This window comes from Mycobacterium sp. NGS50 (assembly GCF_059812545.1).
Window position 1 is genome coordinate 34613 of sequence record NZ_JCALCW010000030.1, and the last position, 19911, is coordinate 54523.

The window sequence follows — 19911 nt, forward strand, 5'->3', positions numbered from 1 at the left end:
CGAGCGCACCCTCGTTCAACGCGGGTGCGGCGGCGTGGTGGATGGGCTGGGCGTGACGGGCGCCGACGAGGATGCCGGGGGCTCCGGTGCCGGCGCCTCCGGCGGGGGCGGTGGGCAGAACGGCGGGCAGAAGGGCGGGGGCGCCTCGGTGGTGGTGGGCGACGGTGTCACGGTCTCGGTGACCGTCGACGGTGTCAGCGTCTGGGTGATGGTGGCGGGTGGCTGCTGCAGCCGGGTGCGCGGCACCCAGGTGTAGGCCGGGTCCGGGACGAATCCGGGCGGGACCACCTGCGGGGCCGCCGGCGGCGCGGGCTGCTGGTAGCTGTCGTACACCCACCACGCCAGTCCGAACGCGATGATCAACACCACGGTGGATACCCGGATCCGTCCGCCCAGCAGGCGGCCGGAGCGCCGCGGCGGCGCGTCGTCGTCGGTCGTCGGTTTCGTCAGCTTGAACCTCACCGCGCCGAACCTTCCGAGTCGTCGCCGCCGGGTGCCGCCGGGACGCCCTGCACGCTGGGGGCATCCGAGCCGGCGGTGACCACCCCGACGCGGGCCAGCGCCCGAACCACCTGCGCCCGCAGCCGTCGTCCCACCTCGAACTGCTTGCCGGGCAGCGTGCGTGCCACCATCCGCAGGTTGACGGTGCCGACTTCGATGCTTTCCACCCCCATCAGCGACGGCTCATCGAGCAGCAGCTCGCGCAGCGGGGCGTCGGCGTTCATGGCGTTCTCGCACACCTGGTGCAGGACGTCGTTGACCTGGCTGAGATCGGCGGTGGTCGGCACCGGGATATCGACTACGGCTCGCGCCCAGTCCTTAGACAGGTTCAACGACCGGACGATATTGCCATTCGGGACGGTGAACACCTCACCGTCGGAGGTGCGCAGTTTGGTCACCCGCAACGTGACCTCTTCGACGTGGCCGCGGGCATCAGAGGGCGCCCCCACCATGCTCAACTGCACCAGGTCCCCGTACCCGTACTGCTTCTCGGCGATGATGAAGAACCCGCTGAGCAGGTCCTGGACGATCTTTTGGGCACCGAAGCCCAATGCGCCGCCCAGCACCGCGGCCGGTCCGACCAGGGAACCGACCGGAACGTTGACGATGTCGGTGATCTGGACGGTGACCACCACGGCCAGCAGCACCACCGCGCCCCAGGAGATCACCGAGGCGACGGCCTGGCGATGCTTGGAGGCCTCGGAACGCACCAGGTCGTCGCTGGCCAGAAAGCCCTTCTCCAGCCGGGAGGTGACCTTGCGCGCCGTCCAGGTGATGAATCGGGCGGCCAGCACCGCACCGATCAACAGCAGCACGATCCGCAGACCCCGCATGATGATCCACTGACCGATCGGGCCGCGCCAGAAGTCGTGCCAGCTCTGGTCCGGCGTGAAGGCCCAGACGGCCGAGACCGCTGCGCTAATCGTCATCTGGCCGGTTGCGCCAGCGGATTCCGGCCTCCAGGAACCCGTCGATGTCACCGTCGAGCACCGCGGCCGGGTTGCCGACCTCGAACTCGGTGCGCAGGTCTTTGACCATCTGATACGGGTGCAGCACATAGGACCGCATCTGGTTGCCCCAGGAGCTGCCGCCGTCGCCCTTGAGGGCATCCAATTCGGCGCGTTCCTCCTGGCGTTTACGTTCCAACAACTTGGCCTGCAGCACCCGCATCGCCGACACCTTGTTCTGCAGCTGCGACTTCTCGTTCTGGCAGGTCACGACGATACCGGTGGGAATGTGGGTGAGCCGCACCGCCGAGTCGGTGGTGTTCACCGACTGCCCGCCCGGGCCGCTGGATCGGTACACGTCGACGCGCACGTCGCCCTCTGGGATGTCGATGTGGTCGGTGGTCTCCACCACCGGCAGCACTTCGACTTCGGCGAACGAGGTCTGGCGGCGGCTCTGGTTGTCGAACGGGCTGATCCGCACCAGCCGGTGGGTGCCCTGCTCGACCGACAAGGTGCCGTACGCGAACGGCGCGTGCACGACGAACGTGGCACTCTTGATTCCCGCCTCCTCGGCGTAGGAGGTGTCGAACACCTCGACCGGGTACTTGTGCTGCTCGGCCCACCGGATGTACATCCGCATCAGCATCTCGGCCCAGTCGGCGGCGTCGACGCCGCCCGCGCCCGAGCGGATGTTGACCAGCGCCTCGCGCTCGTCGTACTCACCCGAGAGCAGGGTGCGTACCTCCATCGCCTCGATGTCGGCGTGCAGTGCCTTGAGTTCGGCGTCGGCCTCAGCCAGCGCGTCGGCGGCTTCGCCGTCGCCTTCCTCGGCGATCAGCTCGTAGAGCACCGGCAGGTCATCGAGGCGGCGGCGCAGCTCCTCGACCCGGCGCAGCTCGCCCTGGGTGTGTGACAGTTCGCTGGTCACCCGTTGTGCGTTGGCCTGGTCGTCCCACAGGTTGGGGTCGGCGGCCTCGGTTTCGAGTTTTTCGACGCGGCGACGCAAGCCGTCCACGTCGAGCACCCGCTCCACCGTGGTCAAGGTGGTGTCGAGGGCGGCGATGTCGGCTTGACGGTCTGGTTCCACGTTTATTCAGGTTACCGGCGTCGGTGGACAGCAGACGTTTAGCATCAGGGGGTAACCGTCTGTGCCCGCCGCGCGACAGCCCCTTGCGCGGTGCGGGCACGAAAGAAGGCTTGTATGCGGCCCTACCATGTGGCGATCGTCGGCTCCGGTCCGTCCGGTTATTTCGCGGCGGCTTCGCTGCTGAAGCTCGACGGGGTCGATGTGAACGTCGACATGTTGGAGATGCTGCCGACGCCGTGGGGCCTGGTGCGCTCGGGGGTCGCACCGGATCATCCGAAGATCAAGTCGATCAGCGCCCAATTCGACAAGACCGCCGGCGATCCGCGGTTTCGGTTCTTCGGCAACATCACCGTGGGCCAGGACGTGCACCCTGACGAGCTGGCACAGCGCTACGACGCGGTGATCTACGCGATCGGTGCGCAGTCCGACCGGTCGCTGCGGATCCCCGGCGAGGAGCTGCCGGGCAGTGTCGCCGCGGTGGATTTCGTCGGCTGGTACAACGCCCATCCGCATTTCGAGGCGATGGCTCCGGACCTGTCGGGGGCGCGGGCGATCGTGGTCGGCAACGGCAATGTCGCGCTGGACGTGGCCCGCATCCTGATCAGCGACCCGGCCGCGCTGCGCCGCACCGACATCGCCGATCACGCGTTGCAGTCGCTGGATCCGCGCGGCGTGCAGGAAGTGGTGATCGTCGGACGCCGCGGGCCGTTGCAGGCGACGTTCACCACGCTGGAAGTGCGCGAACTCGGCGACATGGAGAGCCTGCAGGACGTCGACGTGATCGTCGACCCGGCCGACGTCGAGGGCATCACCGACGACGAAGCCGAGGCGGCCGGTAAGACCCCCAGACAGAACCTCAAGGTGTTGCGCGGCTACGCGAGCCGCGAGCCACGTCCCGGCGACCGCCGGATCGTGTTCCGGTTCGCCACCTCCCCGATCGAGATCCGCGGCGACGGCCACGTCCAAGAGGTGGTGCTCGGCCGCAACGAGCTGATCACCGACGACAGCGGCCGGGTGGTGGCCAAGGACACCGGTGCGCGCGAGGCGCTGCCGGCGCAGCTGGTGGTGCGCGCGGTCGGCTATCGCGGCGTGGCCACCCCCGGACTGCCGTTCGACGAGGGCAGTGGCACGATTCCGCACACCGACGGCCGCATCGAGGGGACGTCCAACCAGTACGTCGTCGGGTGGATCAAGCGCGGGCCGTCGGGAGTGATCGGCAGCAACAAGAGCGACTCCCAGCACACCGTCGACACGCTGGCGGCGGACTTGGCCGCCGCCGAGCCGGCCGACTTCGGGCCCGACCACGCCGAGCAGTTGCAGCAGTGGTTGCTGTCTCGGCAGCCCAAGCTGGTCACCACCGAGCACTGGCAGCTGATCGATGCGCACGAGCGGTCGACGGGCGAGCCGCACGGCCGGCCGCGGGTGAAGCTGGCCAATGTCGCCGACCTGCTGCGAATCGGCCACGGCTGACGCAGTGCAGCCGGCGTCTGGTCAGTGCGATGCGCTCATGACCGAACCGAGTAGCGAGCTCAACACGACCAGGGCGATCGCGATCGGCATCCAGAAGCACATGTACCAGCCCTTCAGCAGCGACACCAACGGGCCGATCGTCGCCGCGGCGATTGCCGCGCCGATGCCGCCCCACACCACCGGGTAGATGTAGTAGTTGATGCCGAGCGGGGCCGGCGGGCAGTCGTCCTCAACGCACACGTCCTCGAGGAACCCGAACAGCGTCGGCCACCAGTTGGTTGTGGTGACCACAACGACGATCAGCACCAGCAGCGTGACGGTGCAGATCAGATCCGCGGGCACGATCCGTAGCCGCAGGATCCGCGGTTGCTCCGGTGGCGGGGACATCGCCCTAATCGTCGTCCGAGCGGGCCATCCGCCACTTGTCGGGATTGCGCGGCGAATACACCACCGGGATCAGCTCACCGATCGACGGCCACTTGGCGACGTCGACCACCATGCGCTCATAGACCGAATGCTCGTTGAGGGTCGGCCCGCTGATCACACCGGCGATCGTCACGTACTGCTCCCCGGTGGCGTCGGGCCGTGGGCTGACCCCGGTCACCAACAGCGTCCCCGACACCACGTCACGCTCGGTGCGTTGCGGTATGAATCGGGGAATCAGAAACATCGCGAGCACCATGAGGAGCAGCAACACAATCCAAAGGGTCGACACCGGTTCATGGTAGGACTGCGCGTATGACCGCGAACCGCGCCGCCGACGATGCAGAGCGCAGCGATGAGGAGGAGGGGCGCGATGAGCACCGCCGCCGACGATGCAGAGCGCAGCGATGAGGAGGAGGGGCGCGATGAGCACCGCCGCCGACGATGCAGAGCGCAGCGATGAGGAGGAGGGGCGCCATTAACACCGACTGGATGCCGGACCTGACGCTGGCGTTGGAGCTGGCCGAGCGCGCGGACGCCATGACCATGGCCCGCTTCGGCGCGCAGGACCTGCGGGTCGACACCAAACCGGATCTCACCCCGGTCACCGACGCCGACAAATCGGTCGAGACGGCGTTGCGCGGCGTCCTCGTCGACCGCCGTCCCGAGGACGCGGTGCTCGGCGAGGAGTTCGGCGGAGACGCCACATTCGCGGGGCGGCAATGGATCATCGATCCGATCGACGGCACCAAGAATTTCGTGCGCGGCGTACCGGTGTGGGCCAGCTTGATCGCGTTGCTGTCCGATGGTGTACCCGTCGTCGGCGTGGTCAGTGCCCCCGCGCTGGGCCGGCGGTGGTGGGCCGGGCAGGGGCTGGGCGCGTTCGCCGCCGCCGGCACCGTCGCGCCACGCCGGCTGTCGGTGTCCAGGGTGACGCAGATCGGTGAGGCGAGCCTGTCGTTTTCCAGCCTCACCGGGTGGGCTGCCCTGGGCCGGCGGGCACAGTTTGTGGAGCTGACCGATGAGGTGTGGCGGGTACGCGCCTTCGGGGACTTCTGGTCGTATTGCCTGGTGGCGGAGGGTGCGGTCGATATCGCGGCCGAGCCGGAGGTTTCGGTGTGGGATCTGGCGCCGCTGGACATCCTGGTGCGCGAGGCGGGCGGCAGGTTCACCAGTCTTGACGGCACCGCCGGCCCGCACCGCGGCAGCGCGGTCGCCACCAACGGACTGCTCCACGACGCCGTGCTGACCAGGCTTTCCGCACGCTAGGTCGGGGCCCGGTATCGCCGCCGCCCGCTGAAATCGACGTGTAAATTTCGCAAACCCGCCGTTTTCGGGGCTCAAGGTCAATCTGGACGTCGATCTCAGCAGCACTCGGGCCGCAGTGTGAATTGCGTAACAAAAGCACCGGACCTTACTCTGGAGTAAGATACGGTTCATCGCACTGTCCCGCTCTGCCCCAACGATCAAGGCTGCTGACATGACCAACTCTGCGACCAACGGCTCCAAGCAACCACGGCCAGGCCGAGAAAGCGGCGTCGGACTGCAAAAGCACAAGCGCTCCGCCGTCGACATCGGGTTGGCGCTCGTCACCCCGCTGGTCGGCCAGGAGTTCCTGGACAAGTACAACCTGCGTGACCCGCTCAACCGGGGGTTGCGCTACGGCGTCAAGCAGGTGTTCTCCGCAGCCGCCGCCGGCACCCGCCAGTTCAAGCGGGTGAAGGGCCTGCGCGGCGGGCCGACCCGCCTCAAGGCGAGTGGTCAGGACTACTTCGATCTGACCCCCGACGAGGACCAGAAGCTCATCGTCGAGACGGTCGATGAGTTCGCCGCCGAGGTGTTGCGTCCGGCCGCCCACGACGCCGACGAGGCCCTCGGCTACCCGCCCGAGCTGATCGCCAAAGCCGCCGAGTTGGGCATTACCGCGGTGAACATCCCGGAGGATTTCGACGGGATCGCCGCGCAGCGCTCCAGTGTGACCAGCGTGCTGGTGGCCGAAGCGCTGGCCTACGGCGACATGGGGCTGGCGCTGCCGATCCTGGCTCCCGGCGGTGTGGCCGCGGCACTCACCCACTGGGGCAGCGCCGACCAGCAGGACACCTACCTGCGTGAGTTCGCCGGCGACAACGTCCCGCAGGCGTGTGTGGCCATCGCCGAACCGCAGCCGCTGTTCGACCCGACCAACCTGCGGACCACCGCGGTGCGCACCCCGAGCGGTTACCGACTGGATGGGGTCAAGTCGCTGGTGCCCGCGGCAGCCGAGGCCGAACTGTTCATCGTCGCCGCGCAGCTGGACGGCAAACCGACACTGTTCATCGTCGAGTCGTCGTCGCCGGGGCTGAGCATCAAGGCCGACCCCAGCATGGGTATCCGGGCCGCGGCTCTGGGCCAGGTGGAACTGAACAAGGTCACCGTGCCGCTGTCGGCCCGCCTCGGCGAGGACGGGGCGAGCGACGCCGACTACTCCGAAGCACTCGCACTGTCCCGGCTGGGCTGGTCGGCGCTGGCGGTCGGCACCTGCCACGCGGTGCTGGACTACGTGGTGCCCTACGTCAAGGAGCGCGAGGCGTTCGGTGAGCCGATCGCACACCGCCAGGCTGTCGCGTTCATGTGCGCCAACATGGCGATCGAGTTCGACGGCCTGCGGCTGATCACCTGGCGCGGCGCCTCTCGCGCCGAGCAGGGCCTGCCGTTCATCCGGGAGGCGGCGCTGGCCAAGCGGCTGGCCACCGACAAGGGCATGCAGATCGGCCTGGACGGCGTGCAGCTGCTCGGCGGCCACGGCTACACCAAGGAACACCCGGTCGAGCGCTGGTACCGCGACCTGCGCGCCATCGGCGTCGCCGAGGGCGTCGTCGTCATCTAGGTCGCCGTCCACGCCTCCCCTACCCGCTTCAAGCTGAAAGACCTGTCATGGCAATCAATCTGGAACTGCCCCGCAAACTGCTCAACGTCATGGAGAAGGGACATCAAGGCGCCGCGGAGATGCTGCGGCCGATCTCCCGCAAGTACGACCTCGCCGAACATGCCTACCCCGTCGAGCTGGATACGCTGGCCAGCCTGTTCGAAGGCATCTCGGAAGCCGGCTCGGTGGACTTCGCCGGTGCGGACGCGTTCCGCGGCGCCGAGGGTAAGGACAAGAACCACAACGGCGCCAACATGTCCGCTCTGGTCAACGCCCTCGAAGTCAGCTGGGGCGATGTGGCGCTGTTGCTGTCGATCCCCTTCCAGGGGCTGGGCAACGCCGCGATCTCCGGGGTGGCCACCGACGAACAGCTCAACCGCCTGGGCAAGGTGTGGGCGGCGATGGCGATCACCGAACCCGGCTTCGGATCCGATTCGGCCGCGGTGACCACCACCGCCACCCTCGACGGCGACGAGTACGTCATCAACGGGGAGAAGATCTTCGTCACCGCCGGATCGCGGGCCAGCCACATCGTGGTGTGGGCGACCTTGGATAAGTCGTTGGGCCGCGCCGCGATCAAGTCGTTCATCGTGCCCCGCGAGCATCCCGGCGTCACCGTCGAGCGCCTCGAGCACAAGCTGGGCATCAAGGCGTCCGACACCGCCGTGATCCGCTTCGACAACGCCCGCATCCCCAAGGACAACCTGCTGGGCAGCCCGGAGATCAACACCGGCAAGAGCTTCTCGGGGGTCATGGAGACCTTCGACAACACCCGCCCGATGGTGGCGGCCATGGCGGTCGGTGTCGGGCGTGCCTCGCTGGAGGAACTGCGCAAGCTCATCACCGACGCCGGCATCGAGATCTCCTATGACAAGCCGGCGCACGCTCAGAATGCCGCCGCCGCAGAGTTTTTGCGGATGGAAGCCGACTGGGAGGCCGGCTACCTGTTGACGGTGCGCTCGGCGTGGCAGGCCGACAACAAGATTCCCAACTCCAAAGAGGCGTCGATGGGTAAGGCCAAGGCTGCCCGGGTAGCCAGCGACATCACCCTCAAGGCCGTCGAGCTGGCCGGCACCACCGGTTATTCCGAGCAGACGCTGCTGGAGAAGTGGGCCCGTGACTCGAAGATCCTGGACATTTTCGAGGGCACCCAGCAGATCCAGCAGCTGGTGGTGGCCCGCCGACTGCTGGGCTTGAGCTCCGCCGAACTGAAGTAGATCCGAATTCTTCTTGCGCGAGCAGACGCTAAATCGCATGCGAGCGACCCCTGCAATGCGATTTGGCGTCTGCTCGCGACCGATGGTGCTCAGCCGCCGAAGCGCAGCGAGATCGCCAGGCCGATGAGCGCGACCACGCCGGCCGCCAGCATCAGCACCTTGGGATTGCCGAAGTTGAACGTCCAGCCCAGACCGAATCGGCGTGCGACGAACAGCGCGGGGTCTTCGCGGTTGATGTAGAAAAGTCCGCCCCGCCAGTGCGTGTCGTCGTCGCGATGGGTCAGGCCGGTGTCCTCGTCCCCCAGGTCCTGCTCGCGGTTGTTGACCGCCAGGACCGCGACGGCCACCACCACAGCGGCCAGGATCGGCAGCACGATCACCGCCGGCGCCCATGACGTGACCGTCCCGGTCCACATCAGTAGCGACGATCCCAGCATCCCCAGATCGATCATCGCGACCAGACCAAGCAACGCCTTGGCGCCCAACGACATGTATCTGCGGTGCCAACGCGCCGAGCCGACTGGGTGCGCTGGGTCGACGTCGGCACGGCTGCTGCGCAGGATCGCCGCCGCGAAACCCGCCAGCAGTGCGGTCACCGCGATCTGCACGAACACCAGGGCGAACGCCGAGCCGACCGACTTGCTCGCCCACCGATCGGGCGCGCCGTCCGCGCCGTAGTGCGCGACAAGAACGTCGGGCATCGACGGATAGCTGATCACACCGATCACCACCGTGACGGCGGTGACGATCAGCGCCGGCGCCAGCCAACTCCAGGGAAACCGCGGTGGATTGGTGCGTAGCTCGGTGTCAACCGAGATGCCTTGGCGCAAGCCCTCAAACCAATCCCCGGCCGCCTTGGCGGCCCGGATCTCGTGGTTGGCCAAAAAGAAGCAGCCATACCAGAGTCCGACCAGCACCAGCATGGACAACGGCAGCAGCAATGGTTCACCAGTGAGGCGGTAGCCGACGACGCCGACCCCGCCGGCAAGGACTCCGCCTGCGGACACCCGCCGTCGGTAGAGGCGGGTCTGGTGCAGGACCGACGGGTCGTCGACGCGACTCGCCGGCACCCGCACCCCGAACGGCACCGTCGGGGTGCCGATTGCCGGCAGCGCCAGCGCGAGCAGCAGCACCAGGGCCAGCAACCCAATACTCACGGTGACGGCAACGATCATGGTGTGTCCTTGGGCTGCGTGGCGCCGAATGAATCCAGGAGCGACCGACAGGTCTGCAGCGCCTCATCGGGCGGTAATCCTTTGGCGGCGGCCTCGGCCAGCAGGGTGCGCGCCTTGGCGGTCCATTCCACCCGGAACCGCGCGTCCGCGACCGTCGGGGCGATCACCGCGCCCGACCCGCGGTTCAGCCGGATCAGGCCCTGCTGCCGCAGCAGGTCGTAGGCCTTGTTCACGGTGTGGAAGTTGATCCCGAAGTCCGCGGCCAGCGCCCTGGTGGCGGGCAGCGAGTCGCCTTCGACCAGCACGCCGGCCGCGATCGCCTCCACGATGCGGTCTCGAAGCTGCTGGTAGATCGGCACTTCGCTGCTCAGGTCGACGTTGAGTATCACCAGATCGCCTCATACTTGTTCTATAAGTTATAGAATAGCTCAACTCATCACGAGCAGACGCAAATACGCCTGTTTCGGCGCCGAAACAGCGCATTTTGCGTCTGCTCACGCCTGAAAATGCCCCTTGCCTTCCCGCAAAACAAAAAGTAACGTCACTTTCAGTTTTGCTGCGGACAACCCGGGAGCGGCCGATGGAATCCTTCGTTCACCTGCGCAAGGGCAAGACCCCCAAGCGCATCCATGCCGACCTCGACGGCCTCAAGGATGACGAGCTCGGCCGCGGCGGGTTCACCGGCCGCACCGCCAACATCTACCGCCGCAACGATCCCACCGCCTACCGCGCCGAGGGACCGCTGCGTCCACTGGACGTCCTGTCCTCGCAGTTGACGCCGAGCGACGCGACCGATGCCGCGGGTGGTCCGCTGCTGCTGTTCGCCAACGCCGATTGCCGCATCTCGCTGTCACAGCGAGCCCAGGAGATGCCCTTTCACATCCGCCACGTCGACGGCGACCTGCTCTGCTTCGTGCACGCCGGTTCGGGCCTGATCGAGTCCGAGTTCGGCCCGATGCCCTACCGCCAAGGCGACTGGATCTACCTCCCCAAGGCCACCACCTGGCGTCAGCTCCCCGACAGCCAGACCACGCTGCTCATGATCGAAGCCACCGATGAGTTCCGGGCGCCGCCCCCGGGTCCGCTCGGCCGACACTTTCCGTTCGACCCCTCGCAGGCGACCATCCCGGAGCCGGCGCCCATCGACGATGACGGCCGCGACGACTACCCGGTCCGGCTCGTGCACGAGGGCGGGCCGACAACGCTTCACTACCAACACAATCCGATCGATGTCGAGGGCTGGCGCGGCGACAACTTCGCCTTCACCTTCAACATCGACGACTACACCGTGATCACTTCCGACGCGGTGCACCTGCCGCCCACCGTGCACATGTTCATGCAGGCCACCGGACTGGTCGTGATGAACTTCCTGCCTAAGCCCGCCGAGGGCGTCCCCGGCACCGAACGCACGCCGTGGTATCACCGCAACGTGGACTACGACGAGATCGCGTTCTTCCACGGCGGATCGCTGTACGGAATCCCAATGCCGCCCGGCCTGATCTCGCACGCACCGCAAGGTGTCCACCACGGGGCGCCGGAGAAGGCCCGGGAACGGGCACGCCGCAAGTTCGGCGACTACGACAGGGTCGACTGGCAGGTGATCGCCGTCGACACCCGCCGCCGACTGACCCCCTCCCCCGAAGTTCTGGCCGCCGACCTGGGACAGCACGCATGAAACATGAATACGACCGGATCCCGTATCTGATTGCCTACCAGAATGATTCCCGCGTCCGCGATGTCTACGGCGGCGTCGCCGAGCTGGTGGTGCTGGAAAGCTACCTGCTGCGGCCGAAGAAGCCCAGCGACACGGTGCTGGTGTTCATGCACCCCATCGGTGGCGGCGCCTACCTGCCGATGATCAACGGCCTGGCCCGCGCCGGACACCACGTCATCTACTGCAACAGCCGGTTCCGCGGCACCGACTCGGCGCTGCTGATGGAGAAGGTGGTCCAAGACCTCGGCGAAGCCATCAAGGACGCCAAGAACCGGCTCGGCTACTCGAAGGTGGTGCTGGCCGGCTGGAGCGGCGGCGGTTCGTTGTCGATGTTCTACCAGCAGCAGGCCCAGAATCCGACGGTGACCGCCAGCCCGTCCGGCGACGGCCCGGATCTCACTGCCCTGGGCCTGATCCCGGCCGATGCGATCATGCTGCTGGCCGCCCACATCAGCCGGCACGGAACCATGACCGAATGGCTGGACGCCTCCATCCTCGACGAGGCCGACCCCACCAATCGGGACCCGGAACTGGATCTCTACAACCCGGATAACCCCAATCAGCCGCCGTACAGCCAGGAATTCCTGAATCGCTACCGGCAGGCACAGATCGACCGCAACCGACGAATCACCGCCTGGGTCAAAGACAAACTGGCCGAACTCAAGGCCGCCGGACGCCCCGATGATGAGTTCGCGTTCGTCGTGCACGGCACCATGGCCGACCCCCGCTGGCTGGACCCGACGGTGGACCCCAATGAACGCACTCCCGGCACCTGCTACCTGGGCGACCCACAGGTGGTGAACATGAGCCCGGTCGGGCTGGCCCGGTTCTGCACGCTGCGCAGCTGGCTGTCGCAGTGGAGCTACGACGATGCCCACGGCGACGGCGTGGACTGCGGGCGCGACATCACCGTGCCCGCCCTGGTGATCGGTAATCTCGCCGACGATGCCTGCACCCCCAGCCACACCCGCCGGCTGTTCGAGGCGATCGGCCACGACGACAAGGAGATTCACGAGATCTCCGGCGCCAACCACTATTACGCGGGTCCGGATCAGCGGGACACCCTGCGGCACGCGGTCGGTATCGTCACCGACTGGTTGGCGCGGCACGACTTCGCGGAAGCAGAATCGGAAGCGGCGCGCGCATGACTCCTACCGGGGCGCTGGACGGCATCCGGGTCATCGAACTCGGCACGCTGATCTCCGGGCCCTTCGCCGGGCGACTGCTCGGCGACATGGGAGCCGACGTGGTCAAGATCGAGCTGCCGGGCGCACCGGATCCGTTGCGCACCTGGGGGCAGGCCGAACTCGACGGGCACCACTTCTTCTGGACGGTGCACGCCCGCAACAAGAAAGCCGTGACGCTGGACCTGCGCACCGAGCGGGGCCGGGAACTGTTCCTGACGCTGGTCGACAAGTCCGACATCATCGTCGAGAACTTCCGACCCGGCACCCTGGAGAAATGGAACATCGGCTACGACGTTCTGCGACAGCGCAATAGGCGCATCATTCTGGTGCGGGTGTCCGGATACGGGCAGACCGGTCCGGATGCCCACAAGGCCGGCTACGCCTCGGTGGCCGAGGCGGCCAGCGGTCTGCGTCATATGAACGGCTTCCCCGGTGGGCCGCCGCCGCGGTTGGCGTTGTCGCTGGGTGACAGCCTGGCCGGCATGTTCGCCGCCCAGGGTGCGCTCGCGGCGCTATACCGGCGCACCGTCACCGGCGAGGGCCAGGTGGTCGACGTGGCGCTGACCGAATCCTGCTTGGCGATCCAGGAATCCACCATTCCCGACTATGACGTCGGCGGCGTGGTTCGCGGTCCGTCGGGCACCCGCCTGGAGGGAATCGCGCCGTCGAACATCTACCAGAGTGCCGACGGCAGCTGGGTCGTGATCGCCGCCAACCAGAACACCGTCTTCGCCAGGTTGTGCGCGGCGATGGGGCGACCGGAGCTCGCGTCCGACGACCGGTTCGCCACCCATGTGGCCCGCGGCGTCAATCAGGACGAGCTCGACGCCATCATCGCGGCGTGGGCCGCACAGCGCCAACCGGCCGAGATCATCGAAACGCTGTCGGCCGCAGGCGTGATCTCCGGGCCCATCAACACCGTCGCCGAAGTGGTCATCGACCCGCAGTTGCGTGCGCGCGGCATGATCGCCGAACACTGGGATGAGCGGGTCGACCGGGCCGTTCTGGGTCCCGGGATCGTGCCGGTGCTGTCCGAATCCCCCGGTTCCATCCGCAATGCCGGCTCGGCGCGGCCGGGGCAGCACAATGAGGAGATCTATACCGGGCTGCTCGGTCACAGCACCGCGCAGCTGGATGAGCTGCACGAGCAGGGGGTGCTATGACCGGGCACGTCACCATCCGCGAGGTATCGCTGCGCGACGGGCTGCAGATCGAGCAGCCGGTGCCGCTGGCCGCCAAGCTGGAATTGTTGGCCGCCGTGGCTGCCACCGGGGTCCGCGAAGTCGAGGTCACGTCGTTTGTGTCACCCACCAAGGTGCCGGCGCTGGCCGATGCCGCTGAGTTGGCGGCCGAGCTGTGGCGCTATCCCGACATCGAGTTTTCCGCGCTGGTCGCCAGTCCCGGCGGTGCGACCCGGGCGGTCGCGGCCGGACTGAAGTCGATCGGATACGTGGTCTGCGCGTCGGACTCGTTCAGCCAGGCCAACGTGGGGCGGTCCACCGGCGAGGCCACCACCGCGATCGCCGATATCACCCGCATTGCGCACGACGCCGACGCGACGGTGGAGGTGATCATCGCCACGGCCTGGGACTGCCCGTTCGACGGGCCGACACCGCCGCGACGTGTTCTCGACATTGCTCGTGCAGCAACGGACTTCGATGTCGATCGGATCAGTATCGCCGACACGATCGGCACCACCACCCCGCGACGGGTCACCGACCTGATCACGGCCCTGCGGCCCCATCTCGGGGACCTACCGCTGGGCGCCCACTTCCACAACACCCGCGGGGCGGGATTGGCCAGTGCCTACGCGGCGGTCGACGCCGGCGTCACGCGGCTGGATTCCTCCGTCGGCGGGCTGGGCGGCTGCCCGTTCGCGCCGGGAGCCACCGGCAATATCGCCACCGAAGACCTGGTGTATCTGTTGCGGGACAGCGGGATCACCACCGACGTCGACCTGCGGGCGGCGATCGCTGCGGCCGAGACCGCCCGCGCAGTCGTCGGACACGACCTTCCCGGCGCGTTGCTGCGAGCCGGTGACCGGAAACTGACCGACAGCTGATGGTCGCCACGGTGCTCAGCTCGAAGGGCCGCCAGACCCGGCAGTCCCTGGAGCAGGCAGCCCGGAAGCTGTTCGCCGAACGCGGCTTTCACGGGACCACTCTGGCGGATATAACCTCGGCGGCGGGAAAGTCGCCGGCGGTGTTCTATCGCTATTTCGCCGACAAGGAGGATCTGCTGGCCGCGTTGGCGGAGTCGTTTCTGCATGACGTCGTGGCCCCGTCCGGGCTCAGCGTCGCGCTACCCGACTCTCCCGAGGACACCGAGTTCTTCTCCACGGTGGTGACCGGATACTGGAACATGTTCAAACAGAACATCGGCATCATGATCGCGGTGGCACAGCTGGCCGCCACCCAGCAGCGATTCGCCTCGGTACAGAACGAATTCCGGCGTTTCGGCATGGACATCGTCGCCGCATCGGTGCGCCACGCCCAGCGCCAGGGGTATGGCCGCGAGCTGGAACCCGAACACACCGCTGCGGCCATCGCGTTGTTGTTCGAAAACTTCACCACCGTCTTCGTCGGCCCGTCCGGTCTGGGCATCCAGATCAGCGATGCCGACGCCGTGACGACGCTGGCGACGATTTGGAAGAAGACGCTGTACGGCTTCTAGAAAGGAATGGACGTGGATTTCACTCTGCCGGACCACCTTCCGCAGCTGCTCGCGGAGATGGACGAGTTCATCGAACGCGAGATCGCACCGTTGCAGGCCGAGAACATGCAGTACTTCGACCGGCGCCGTGAGTTCGCCCGCACCGACCTGGACGGCGGCGGCATCCCGGCACGGGCCTGGGAGGACCTGCTCGACGAGATGCGCCGGCGCGCGGACGCGGCGGGCTGGCTGCGCTACGGGTTGCCGTCCTCGCTGGGCGGCCGTGACGGCACCAACGTCGACATGGCGGTCATCCGGGAACACCTGGCCGGCAAGGGCCTCGGGCTGCACAACGACCTGCAGGACGAGTCCTCGATAGTCGGCAACTTCCCGCAGGTCATCATGATGGAGCGGTTCGGCACCACTGAGCAGCGGCGGGTGTGGTCGGAGGCGTTGATCACCGGCGAACGCTCGATGGCGTTCGGCCTGTCCGAGCCGGGTCACGGGTCGGACGCCACCTGGCTGGAAACCCACGCCGAAGCCGAGGGTGACGGCTGGGTGATCAACGGCGCCAAGCGCTGGAACACCGGGGTACACCGCGCCACCCACGACCTGATCTTCGCCCGGACCTCGGGGGATCCCGGCCACGCACGCGGCATCACCGCGTTCCTGGTGCCCACCGACACACCGGGATTCACCGTCCCGTTCTACTGGTGGACGTTCAATATGCCGAGCGACCACGGCGAGGTCGAACTCACCGACGTCCGGGTGCCCGCCGACGCGGTGCTGGGCGAGGTGGACCGCGGTCTGGACGTAGCACAGACGTTCCTGCACGAGAACCGGATTCGGCAGGCGGCGTCCAGCCTGGGTGCAGCGCAGTACTGCATCGACCGCGCCGCCGAGTACGCCAGAGAGCGCACCGTTTTCGGCAAACCGCTGTCGGTCAACCAGGCCGTGCAGTGGCCGCTGGCCGAGCTGCAGACCGAAGCCCAGATGGTCCGGCTGCTGGTCTACTACGCCGCCTGGCATCTCGACCGCGACCATCACCTGGAGGTCTCCGACAAGGTGTCGATGGCCAACTACCGCGCCAACCGGCTGGTCTGCGACGCCGCAGACCGCGCCATGCAGATCTTCGGCGGTCTCGGATACAGCCGCCACGAGCCGTTCGAGCACATCTATCGCCACCACCGCCGCTACCGGATCACCGAGGGGGCCGAGGAGATTCAGATCCGCCGGGTGGCACAGCGGCTGTTCGGGTTCGACAAGCGGTGACCAGCGCCGACACGCTCGCTGCCCAGTTGGTCCCGGTGCTGCGTCCGATCCTGGGCGACGACGTCGCCGTGGCGGACTTACACGTGCTGACCGGTGGCGCCAGCCGCACGACGTGGGCGTTCGACGCCGTCTGCCACGGCGTTCGGCGCGCGCTGATCCTGCGCACCGGCCCGCTCGATGACACCCATGCCAGCATGGAGCTGGAGGCCCGCGTCCAAGCCGCGGCCGCTGCCGCCGGAGCCCGCGTCCCGCACATCCTGACCGCCCGCAATTCGCCTACGGCGCTGGGTAAACCGTTTCTGATCTGCGATGCGGTCGCCGGTGAGACCATCGTGCGGCGGATCTTCCGGCAGCTCGACGCCGTCGGCGACGCCGCAGCGCGCGCGGCGCTGCTGCAGCAGTGCGCGCAGGCCCTGGCCGCCATCCATCGCGCCGACCCTGCCGCGGTGGGCATGGTGCAGGAGGATCAGCTCGACGCGTGGCGAACCGAGCTCGATGCGATGGGCGACACCACCGCGACGTTCGAGTGGGCGTTTCGTTGGCTCGACGCACATCGCCCGGCGCCGTCGCCGCACGGCTTGGTGCATGGCGACTTCCGGATGGGAAATCTGATCGTCGACGGTGCCGACCTGGCAGCCGTGTTGGATTGGGAGCTGGTTCACGTCGGCGAGGTTCTCGAGGATCTGGCCTGGTTCTGTGTACGGGCCTGGCGGTTCGGTGCGCCCGCCGCCCAGGGCGCCGGCGGGCTGGGCAGCATCGACGACTTTCTGGACGCCTACGAGCAGGCCAGCGGAACGGTCATCGACCGGGCGGGGTTCCGTTGGTGGCGGGTGCTGACCACGTTGCGCTGGGGTGTCATGTGCCGGTATCAGGCCGAACGCCATCTCAGCGGGCAAGACCGATCGGTGGAACTGGCGGCCATCGGCCGACGGGTCTGTGAAAACGAATGGGACCTGCTGCAGCTGATGGCCCCGGGGCAAACGCGGACCGACACGACGGGCGCGGACCCCACCCCCGCCCAACCGAGCGACGCACACGGACGCCCGACCGCCGCCGAACTCATCGATGCCACCGCGGAGTTTCTGGAGACCGATGTGCGGGCCGCGACCAGCGGGCCGGTCAACTTTCACGCCCGCGTGGCCGCCAACGTGCTGCGGATCGTCGAACGCGAATTGGCCGACAGCGGTGGCGCCGACTCGGCCTTTGCCCTGGCCCGGCTCGGATTCACCGACGAAGCCGGGCTCGCCGCGGCGATCCGGGCCGGTGAGCTCGATGGCCGCGCCGACGAGGTCACGGCCTGTCTACGCGTCCTGGTACAACGACGGGTAGCGGTTGCGCACCCGGGATATGACAGCGAATAGGAGTGTCGGATGCCAGCCAGCAACGCCGAGGTGATCAGTGCCGCCGCCGATCGGCTCTTCGCCGCGATCGAGCGCACAGACCTGGATTACCTGACCGAGGTCTTTCACCCCGACGTCGCGGTGTGGCGGACCGGTGCGCACCGCGATGACGACAAGCTGCGCGCGCTGCGGGTGCTGACCTGGTTCATCGACCGAACGACCGACCGCCGGTATCAGGTGCTGGACCGGCGGATTTTCGACGACGAGTCCGGGCGAGGCTTCGTGCAGCAGCACATCCTGCACGCCACCCGCACGACCACGGGAGCAACGTTGGCCCTGCGGGTCTGTCTGGTGGCGAAACTGACCGACGACTTGCGGATCGGCCGGATCGACGAATATTTCGACCCGGCCGACCTGGCACCCCTGCACGACCAAGCGCAGTAGCATCGGCACCGTGTCCGACACCACCGCGTCGCTGCGGATTCTCGTGTACAGCGACAACGCCCTCACCCGCGAACAGGTGATGCAGGCGCTGGGCGACCAGCTGCATCCCGATCTGCCGCCGCTGAGCTATGTCGAGGTCGCGACCGCGCCCATGGTGATCCGGCAGATGGACGCCGGTGGCGTTGACCTGGCCATTCTGGATGGCGAGGCCACCCCGGCCGGCGGTATGGGGATCGCCAAACAGCTCAAAGACGAGATCAGTCCGTGTCCGCCGCTGCTGGTCCTGACCGGCCGCGCCGACGACGCCTGGCTGGTCAATTGGTCGCGGGCCGACGCCGCCACGCCGCACCCGGTGGACCCGATCCGGCTGGGTCAGAAAGTGCTGGGGCTGCTGCGCACTCCAGCGCATTGACGGGGCGTCCGCCTGCCCGATTTCAGGGCGCGCTAAACGCACGAATTACCGTGTCGCCGTTGATACTTCGTGGCTGACCCGGTCCACTTTATTTATCCAGCCGATCCTAACGAAAATCTGGCATCCCGGCGGGGATCATCGCTAGGCTGTGGGAGAGCTCACATCGACAGCCCACGAGAGAGCGGCGTCATGAGATGAATCTGTACCTGCCGATCCTGGTACTCGGCGCGATCGCTGCGGCGTTCGCGGTGGGTTCGGTCGTCATCGCCGCGCTGGTCGGCCCATCCCGCTACAACCGGGCCAAACTGGAAGCCTACGAGTGCGGGATCGAGCCCACCGACCAGCCGGTCAGCGGTCCGCACGCGGCCGCCGGTCAGCGATTCCCGGTGAAGTACTACCTGACCGCCATGTTGTTCATCGTCTTCGACATCGAGATCGTTTTCTTGTACCCGTGGGCGGTCAGCTTCGACTCGCTGGGGCTGTTCGCACTTGTCGAGATGGGTTTATTCGTCCTCACCGTCTTCGTCGCCTACGCCTACGTGTGGAGGCGCGGCGGTCTGAGCTGGGATTGAGGTAACTAGTGGGCTTGGAAGAACAGCTGCCCGGCGGGATCCTGCTGTCCACGGTGGAGAAAGTGGCGGGCTATGTGCGCAAGGGTTCCCTGTGGCCCGCGACGTTTGGGTTGGCCTGCTGCGCGATCGAGATGATGTCGACCGCATCGCCGCGGTTCGACATCGCGCGCTTCGGGATGGAGCGGTTCTCCGCAACGCCGCGGCAGGCCGATCTGATGATCGTCGCCGGTCGGGTCTCGCAGAAGATGGCTCCGGTGCTGCGCCAGATCTACGACCAAATGGCCGAACCGAAATGGGTTCTGGCGATGGGTGTGTGTGCGTCCTCGGGCGGGATGTTCAACAACTACGCCATCGTGCAAGGGGTGGACCACGTCGTTCCGGTCGATATCTATCTCCCCGGCTGCCCGCCGCGACCCGAGATGCTGCTGTACGCAATCCTGAAGCTGCACGAGAAGATTCAGCAGATGCCACTGGGCGTCAATCGGGAGCAGGCTGTTGCCGCCGCCGAGGAGGCCGCCCTGTCAGCCCGGCCGACCATCGAGATGACGGGCCTGCTGCGGTGACCGGTGAGCACGACGAACAGATCGAGGTTC

At 67.3% G+C, this 19911-nt stretch carries 22 protein-coding genes; 15 read left to right on the forward strand and 7 right to left on the reverse strand.

Going from position 1 to position 19911, the window contains the following annotated elements:
* Window positions 1-15: 15 nt before the first annotated feature.
* From AC5Y36_RS19435 to prfB, 3 genes are read right to left on the reverse strand one after another with little or no spacing between them, the layout of a single operon-like run.
* The gene (locus tag AC5Y36_RS19435; RefSeq protein WP_500042577.1) at window positions 16-462 is read right to left on the reverse strand and encodes an Rv3103c family proline-rich protein; all 447 of its coding nucleotides are present in this window, start codon (window positions 460-462) and stop codon (window positions 16-18) included.
* On the reverse strand, window positions 459-1430 hold the full coding sequence (locus AC5Y36_RS19440) for a mechanosensitive ion channel family protein (RefSeq protein WP_500042578.1): 972 nt from the start codon (window positions 1428-1430) through the stop codon (window positions 459-461). Before AC5Y36_RS19440 ends, AC5Y36_RS19435 begins: the two co-directional genes overlap by 4 nt.
* Window positions 1420-2535: a peptide chain release factor 2 gene (gene prfB / locus AC5Y36_RS19445; RefSeq protein WP_500042579.1), complete on the reverse strand. Its 1116-nt coding sequence runs from the start codon at window positions 2533-2535 to the stop codon at window positions 1420-1422. Before prfB ends, AC5Y36_RS19440 begins: the two co-directional genes overlap by 11 nt.
* 114 nt (window positions 2536-2649) lie before the next feature.
* Here prfB and AC5Y36_RS19450 point away from each other — a divergent pair, with 114 nt between their 5' ends.
* A complete protein-coding gene (locus tag AC5Y36_RS19450; protein WP_500042580.1) occupies window positions 2650-4005 on the forward strand; it encodes an FAD-dependent oxidoreductase in 1356 nt (451 codons plus the stop codon).
* Between the two features lie 21 nt (window positions 4006-4026).
* On the opposite strand, the gene AC5Y36_RS19455 is transcribed toward AC5Y36_RS19450, so the two are convergent.
* Together AC5Y36_RS19455 and AC5Y36_RS19460 are read right to left on the reverse strand one after the other, a co-directional pair.
* Window positions 4027-4392 (reverse strand): hypothetical protein, encoded by a 366-nt coding sequence (locus AC5Y36_RS19455; protein WP_500042581.1) that lies wholly within the window; start codon window positions 4390-4392, stop codon window positions 4027-4029.
* 4 nt (window positions 4393-4396) lie between these two features.
* The gene (locus AC5Y36_RS19460; protein WP_500042614.1) at window positions 4397-4687 is read right to left on the reverse strand and encodes a hypothetical protein; all 291 of its coding nucleotides are present in this window, start codon (window positions 4685-4687) and stop codon (window positions 4397-4399) included.
* Window positions 4688-4920: 233 nt separating this feature from the next.
* Here AC5Y36_RS19460 and hisN point away from each other — a divergent pair, with 233 nt between their 5' ends.
* From hisN to AC5Y36_RS19475, 3 genes are all read left to right on the forward strand, one after another.
* Window positions 4921-5697, forward strand: a complete 777-nt coding sequence (gene hisN, locus AC5Y36_RS19465) for a histidinol-phosphatase (protein ID WP_500042582.1) — start codon at window positions 4921-4923, stop codon at window positions 5695-5697.
* 211 nt (window positions 5698-5908) lie between these two features.
* Entirely contained in the window at window positions 5909-7294 is a 1386-nt protein-coding gene (locus AC5Y36_RS19470; RefSeq protein WP_500042583.1) for an acyl-CoA dehydrogenase family protein, read from the forward strand.
* Window positions 7295-7341: 47 nt separating this feature from the next.
* Window positions 7342-8550 carry an acyl-CoA dehydrogenase family protein gene (locus AC5Y36_RS19475; protein ID WP_500042584.1) on the forward strand — a complete coding sequence of 403 codons (1209 nt, stop codon included), beginning with the start codon at window positions 7342-7344 and terminating at the stop codon, window positions 8548-8550.
* An 89-nt stretch (window positions 8551-8639) separates the two neighbouring features.
* Here the strand turns inward: AC5Y36_RS19475 and AC5Y36_RS19480 are convergent, their stop codons facing one another.
* Both AC5Y36_RS19480 and AC5Y36_RS19485 read right to left on the reverse strand, forming a co-directional pair.
* Entirely contained in the window at window positions 8640-9725 is a 1086-nt protein-coding gene (locus tag AC5Y36_RS19480) for a DUF1648 domain-containing protein (RefSeq protein WP_500042585.1), read from the reverse strand.
* Window positions 9722-10114: a GntR family transcriptional regulator gene (locus tag AC5Y36_RS19485; protein WP_500042586.1), complete on the reverse strand. Its 393-nt coding sequence runs from the start codon at window positions 10112-10114 to the stop codon at window positions 9722-9724. The genes AC5Y36_RS19480 and AC5Y36_RS19485 overlap by 4 nt, the downstream gene beginning before the upstream one ends.
* A gap of 191 nt (window positions 10115-10305) precedes the next feature.
* Here AC5Y36_RS19485 and AC5Y36_RS19490 point away from each other — a divergent pair, with 191 nt between their 5' ends.
* The 11 genes from AC5Y36_RS19490 (at window position 10306) to AC5Y36_RS19540 (ending at window position 19881) form a co-directional block, all read left to right on the forward strand.
* Window positions 10306-11400, forward strand: coding sequence for a homogentisate 1,2-dioxygenase (locus AC5Y36_RS19490; RefSeq protein ID WP_500042587.1), 1095 nt, complete (start codon window positions 10306-10308; stop codon window positions 11398-11400).
* Window positions 11397-12587, forward strand: coding sequence for an alpha/beta hydrolase family protein (locus AC5Y36_RS19495; RefSeq protein ID WP_500042588.1), 1191 nt, complete (start codon window positions 11397-11399; stop codon window positions 12585-12587). The genes AC5Y36_RS19490 and AC5Y36_RS19495 overlap by 4 nt, the downstream gene beginning before the upstream one ends.
* Window positions 12584-13789: a CaiB/BaiF CoA transferase family protein gene (locus tag AC5Y36_RS19500; protein WP_500042589.1), complete on the forward strand. Its 1206-nt coding sequence runs from the start codon at window positions 12584-12586 to the stop codon at window positions 13787-13789. Before AC5Y36_RS19495 ends, AC5Y36_RS19500 begins: the two co-directional genes overlap by 4 nt.
* Window positions 13786-14688, forward strand: a complete 903-nt coding sequence (locus AC5Y36_RS19505) for a hydroxymethylglutaryl-CoA lyase (RefSeq protein ID WP_500042590.1) — start codon at window positions 13786-13788, stop codon at window positions 14686-14688. Before AC5Y36_RS19500 ends, AC5Y36_RS19505 begins: the two co-directional genes overlap by 4 nt.
* Window positions 14688-15299, forward strand: coding sequence for a TetR/AcrR family transcriptional regulator (locus AC5Y36_RS19510; protein WP_500042591.1), 612 nt, complete (start codon window positions 14688-14690; stop codon window positions 15297-15299). Before AC5Y36_RS19505 ends, AC5Y36_RS19510 begins: the two co-directional genes overlap by 1 nt.
* 12 nt (window positions 15300-15311) lie before the next feature.
* Window positions 15312-16550 (forward strand): acyl-CoA dehydrogenase family protein, encoded by a 1239-nt coding sequence (locus AC5Y36_RS19515; protein ID WP_500042592.1) that lies wholly within the window; start codon window positions 15312-15314, stop codon window positions 16548-16550.
* On the forward strand, window positions 16547-17911 hold the full coding sequence (locus tag AC5Y36_RS19520) for a phosphotransferase family protein (RefSeq protein WP_500042593.1): 1365 nt from the start codon (window positions 16547-16549) through the stop codon (window positions 17909-17911). The genes AC5Y36_RS19515 and AC5Y36_RS19520 overlap by 4 nt, the downstream gene beginning before the upstream one ends.
* Window positions 17912-17920: 9 nt before the next feature.
* Entirely contained in the window at window positions 17921-18334 is a 414-nt protein-coding gene (locus AC5Y36_RS19525; RefSeq protein ID WP_500042594.1) for a nuclear transport factor 2 family protein, read from the forward strand.
* A gap of 10 nt (window positions 18335-18344) precedes the next feature.
* The gene (locus AC5Y36_RS19530; RefSeq protein ID WP_500042595.1) at window positions 18345-18746 is read left to right on the forward strand and encodes an Rv3143 family two-component system response regulator; all 402 of its coding nucleotides are present in this window, start codon (window positions 18345-18347) and stop codon (window positions 18744-18746) included.
* A 194-nt stretch (window positions 18747-18940) separates the two neighbouring features.
* Complete coding sequence (locus AC5Y36_RS19535) at window positions 18941-19318, forward strand: NADH-quinone oxidoreductase subunit A (RefSeq protein WP_500042596.1); 378 nt, start codon at window positions 18941-18943, stop codon at window positions 19316-19318.
* A gap of 8 nt (window positions 19319-19326) precedes the next feature.
* The gene (locus AC5Y36_RS19540; RefSeq protein WP_500042597.1) at window positions 19327-19881 is read left to right on the forward strand and encodes a NuoB/complex I 20 kDa subunit family protein; all 555 of its coding nucleotides are present in this window, start codon (window positions 19327-19329) and stop codon (window positions 19879-19881) included.
* Window positions 19882-19911 lie beyond the last annotated feature (30 nt).